The organism is Thioalkalivibrio sp. ALJ24 (assembly GCF_000377785.1).
GTDB lineage: Bacteria > Pseudomonadota > Gammaproteobacteria > Ectothiorhodospirales > Ectothiorhodospiraceae > Thioalkalivibrio.
This window is the reverse complement of the sequence record NZ_KB898741.1, coordinates 1-3536: the sequence shown is the minus strand read 5'-3', so window position 1 is coordinate 3536 and position 3536 is coordinate 1. Positions and strand designations below refer to the sequence as shown.

Here is a 3536-nt window from a genome sequence, read left to right as displayed (position 1 = left end):
CGTGACTTCCGCATGGCTCCCCTCCCGGCGGCTCGACCTCGATTGTGCCAGAGCACTCTAATAACCACTGGTCCTCGTGGATGGGAAGCTTACGCTCCGGCCCCACCCAGCCGGTGGCTTGCGCAAACCCGTCGCCGTTGTGGTCGAACTGTACGCCGGCCTCCAGGCCGACCGTGGAAATGCCGTTGCCGTCGAGGTCCAGGATGATCGGGGAGGCGTGGGACTCGCCGCGGTTGAAGAAGTCGCGCACATCGCCAATCAAGTCACCCACCCAGAAGTCCCAGGCGGATTGAAGTACACCGGTAGCGCCCCCGAGTTCTTCCAGAACATCTGTAGCAGTCTCTCGTATGCTGTCGTACAGATCTCCACCGTATTCATTTGCTAGCTAGGTTCCGAGCGCGGCTCCACCTGCGGCGGCGATAGCAGGCGCAAGGGCCGGAGCGAAAGCTGCACCAGCTACTACGGCCCCAACCTTCGCGAGACCAACTCCAAGTAAGACACTACTCGTGTTCGCCGACAGTTCCCGCCAATCGCCGCGCGCGGCGTCCGTAAGGATTTTCGTTGCATCAACAAGATTCCCTATCGGCCCCAAGACGCTGCTAACACGCGCACCGATGGCATGATGAGTACTCTGTATCCAGTGGGCGTCCGCGGTAGACGCTCTTTGGTCCGCCCACCCTCGGGCTTCCTCCGTGGCCGCCCGCCAGACCGAAGCTCGCGGAGAATCGCCCACTGCCTCCGCATGTTCGGCCGTCACCCGCGCTTTTTCTGCAAACCTCCGGTATTCACCTTCATAATAGTTCGCCAGCTTCTCTACACGGGCGGCTTCGCTAAGCGCCGGATCGGATACCTCGCCAAGAAAGGCCGAAAAACCAGCTAGCGATTCAGACTGAATCGAACGGATATGATTATCTATATCATAAAACAAGCCTTGACTATGGAATTTACTATCTTCCATGACCACCACTCCCTTTGGACAAAAAACCTTAAACAATCACCAGATCACGCCAAAACACTGATAACCCTTAACCAAACGAGACAGAGACCACCACAAACTATCTAATTAAACCACCCACCAACCAAAAAACAAAATCCTTCGCAAGAACACAGAAAAGAATAAAGCACATGGACGCCGCAAACATCAGCCACGAACCGTGAAACGCAAACCAGAATTTAGAGGCATAGGCGCTTTCCGAAATTTGACCGAACATACCACCCAGATCCGGCGAAGCTGGGTACGCCAGAAAAACAAGCGCAACCCCCACCAAACCATAAAATAAAATAGCCGCCAAAGCCCGGAGAAGCTCTCGTTTTGTGGTGATCTCTTTCAGCCTGATCCTCAGAGAGACAATGCCCCACGCAACGAGGATCGGAATCAAAACAATCTGCAGAGAATAGGTCAACTGAGCGGCCTCAGGAAACGCCGACCATTGCCCGAATCGCTCCACCCCAGGAACGACCCCTCCAAGAGCATCAACCAAGTCTCGAAAAAACGGAAACTCGGATAATATACCCCGCGGAACAACATGCACAATAAGAAGAGACAACCCGAAATAAAAACCAAATAACAAAAGAATCTCGCTGTTTTTTCTGCGCTCAAACTTTCGACCTTTTAGCTCTGCATACGACTCCGGGCCGGAGCCCCCAGGATTACCCTCAACCATAACGCACCCTTGCGCAACAAATCATTTTAAAATCTAGAAACACCACTATTACCAGCCAGGCGAGCACGAAGGCGACTCCTTCTATACCGACGCCCCCGGATGGTTATCACCTGCGGGCTGCATCGTGGCGAGTATTAGGTTGACTGATAGGGGGGAGTCCCGAGCGTCATCACCGCACGCACACAACCTCCCCGCCGGGTTCGGCGGACAGACGGTGCTGCGCGACGCCCGCTTTGCCGTTGGAAAATCCAGCGAAGTCGGCGCGGACCAGCAAGGCGCTACCAGCTTCGGTGTTGAACCGGAGACTGCATCGTTCCGTGACGAGTCCATGGCTTATCCCTTTCCATGTGTATGGGGTTAATAATCGGGGCCGTCAGGCTGCCTGGTCAACAAGCAAGTCGTGCGGGTGCTCTCGCTCCACCGGACGCCTGCCAGCGCCACGCGGGCGAATCGCCTTCGGGCAGCTCGGTCGCCCGGTACGTCGCGCGGGCCCGATGCAGGCCGTGCACCTCACCGCAACCCTTCAGGTCGGTAAGGGTGGCGATGTCTTCCGGTACGTCCAGGCGCTCGCGCGCCTCGGTGTGGACAGTGTCCTGGATGAACGCTGAGGCGTGGGACTCGCCGCGTTTGAAGAACTCGCACAACGCCACTGAAGTCACCCCCGATCGAGTAGTCCCAAGCTGCTTCCAAACAACCTAAGGCGAGCCCGACGAACGGCAGCCCCCCAGAAAAACAAATCCCGGATAGCCACGTATACGAAAGAAATCGACGCCGCAGTGGCATAGGTAATCACGACACTCCACACGGAGAACCAGAACTCTGATGTGTACGACAGTCTGGAAACACGACCAGACAACCCAGAAATCTCCGGGCCCGAGGGATAGATGCCGGAGAGAATCAGGAAAGCCGCCAACCCTAAGAGCAGAATCGTTAAAAGGCCTTTCCAGAGAGCTCCCGGGACTTTCCTCAGGTGCGCCCCTAATGACACCACTGTCCATACTGCAAACGCGGGAACAAGGAGCAACTGGAACGAGTAAACCAGCTGTGCGACCTCCGGAAAATTTGACCAGAGACCAAACGTCTCCACTCCGGAAAAGTGCACCTCCATAAAGCCCACGAATTCACGAAGAGATGGCATCGAGCTCAGTACATTCCGCGGTAGCAGATAGGACGCACTCAGGACCAGCGTGAAGTATCCCCCAAGGACCACTGTAGCCTCGAAGTCCTTGCCACCCGCCTCTTCACGCGCGATGTCCGTAGGGCTCCCCTCCGGTGGCCTCCCCTTCGAGAGCCGGAAACTCTTCATTTCTTGCTTACCGTCAGGCGCATACGGGTACCTGGACACAAAGTGCCAGGCGGTAAGCAGTGGCACGATGATATAGCCAAGGAGTATCAGAACGGGGCTGGGTGGGTTGATCAGGCCCAGGCCAGCGGTCACCGTCCCCACGCCCGTCAACACCGGGGGCGCTGCCAACACTAGGACCGCGTAAATCACTCGAGTGCGAAACGACGCCCGGCGAGGGTCCGAGAGAATCCCGACGGCCATCAGGGTCACGATCACATACACAAGCAAGAACGCCATCACGGGTTACCCGGGCTTTGAGAGGAAGTCGCCAGCCATGGCACACCGACGGCCAGGTGACAACGCAACACAAGCCAATCCAGCGATACACCGATGCGCCTAGCGGGGTAACGCGCCGACGATATCGGAGCGCAACGCGACATAGACCGAAGCGGTACTGCGCAGAGGACGCCGATCCGTGGCGAAGTCATGGCTTATCCTTGTCCATAAATGATGGCTTTGAAGGGCCCCGGCTTGAGGCCGTCCTATCAAGAGCTTTGCCGAACCCTGCAGTTGGGGGGGGGGGGGGG

The 3536-nt window shown here is 57.1% G+C and carries 4 protein-coding genes and 1 pseudogene; all 5 read right to left on the bottom strand.

Going from position 1 to position 3536, the window contains the following annotated elements; all coding sequences use genetic code 11:
* Positions 1-85 precede the first annotated feature (85 nt).
* Positions 86-325: pseudogene (locus tag D571_RS13900) on the bottom strand (hypothetical protein); the annotation flags it as partial.
* Between the two features lie 60 nt (positions 326-385).
* Complete coding sequence (locus D571_RS14405) at positions 386-958, bottom strand: hypothetical protein (protein ID WP_156815806.1); 573 nt, start codon at positions 956-958, stop codon at positions 386-388.
* A 97-nt stretch (positions 959-1055) separates the two neighbouring features.
* Positions 1056-1664, bottom strand: coding sequence for a hypothetical protein (locus tag D571_RS14400; RefSeq protein WP_156815805.1), 609 nt, complete (start codon positions 1662-1664; stop codon positions 1056-1058).
* 386 nt (positions 1665-2050) lie between these two features.
* A complete protein-coding gene (locus D571_RS14395) occupies positions 2051-2314 on the bottom strand; it encodes a hypothetical protein (protein WP_156815804.1) in 264 nt (87 codons plus the stop codon).
* 5 nt (positions 2315-2319) lie between these two features.
* Positions 2320-3246, bottom strand: coding sequence for a hypothetical protein (locus D571_RS0113445; protein WP_018937213.1), 927 nt, complete (start codon positions 3244-3246; stop codon positions 2320-2322).
* Positions 3247-3536: the final 290 nt, after the last annotated feature.

Excerpts from the sequence above, each read along its gene's own strand:
- D571_RS0113445 (WP_018937213.1), bottom strand. The coding sequence starts at position 3,246 with ATGGCGTTCTTGCTTGTGTATGTGATCGTGACCCTGATGGCCGTCGGG.
- D571_RS14400 (WP_156815805.1), bottom strand. The coding sequence starts at position 1,664 with ATGGTTGAGGGTAATCCTGGGGGCTCCGGCCCGGAGTCGTATGCAGAG.
- D571_RS14405 (WP_156815806.1), bottom strand. The coding sequence starts at position 958 with ATGGAAGATAGTAAATTCCATAGTCAAGGCTTGTTTTATGATATAGAT.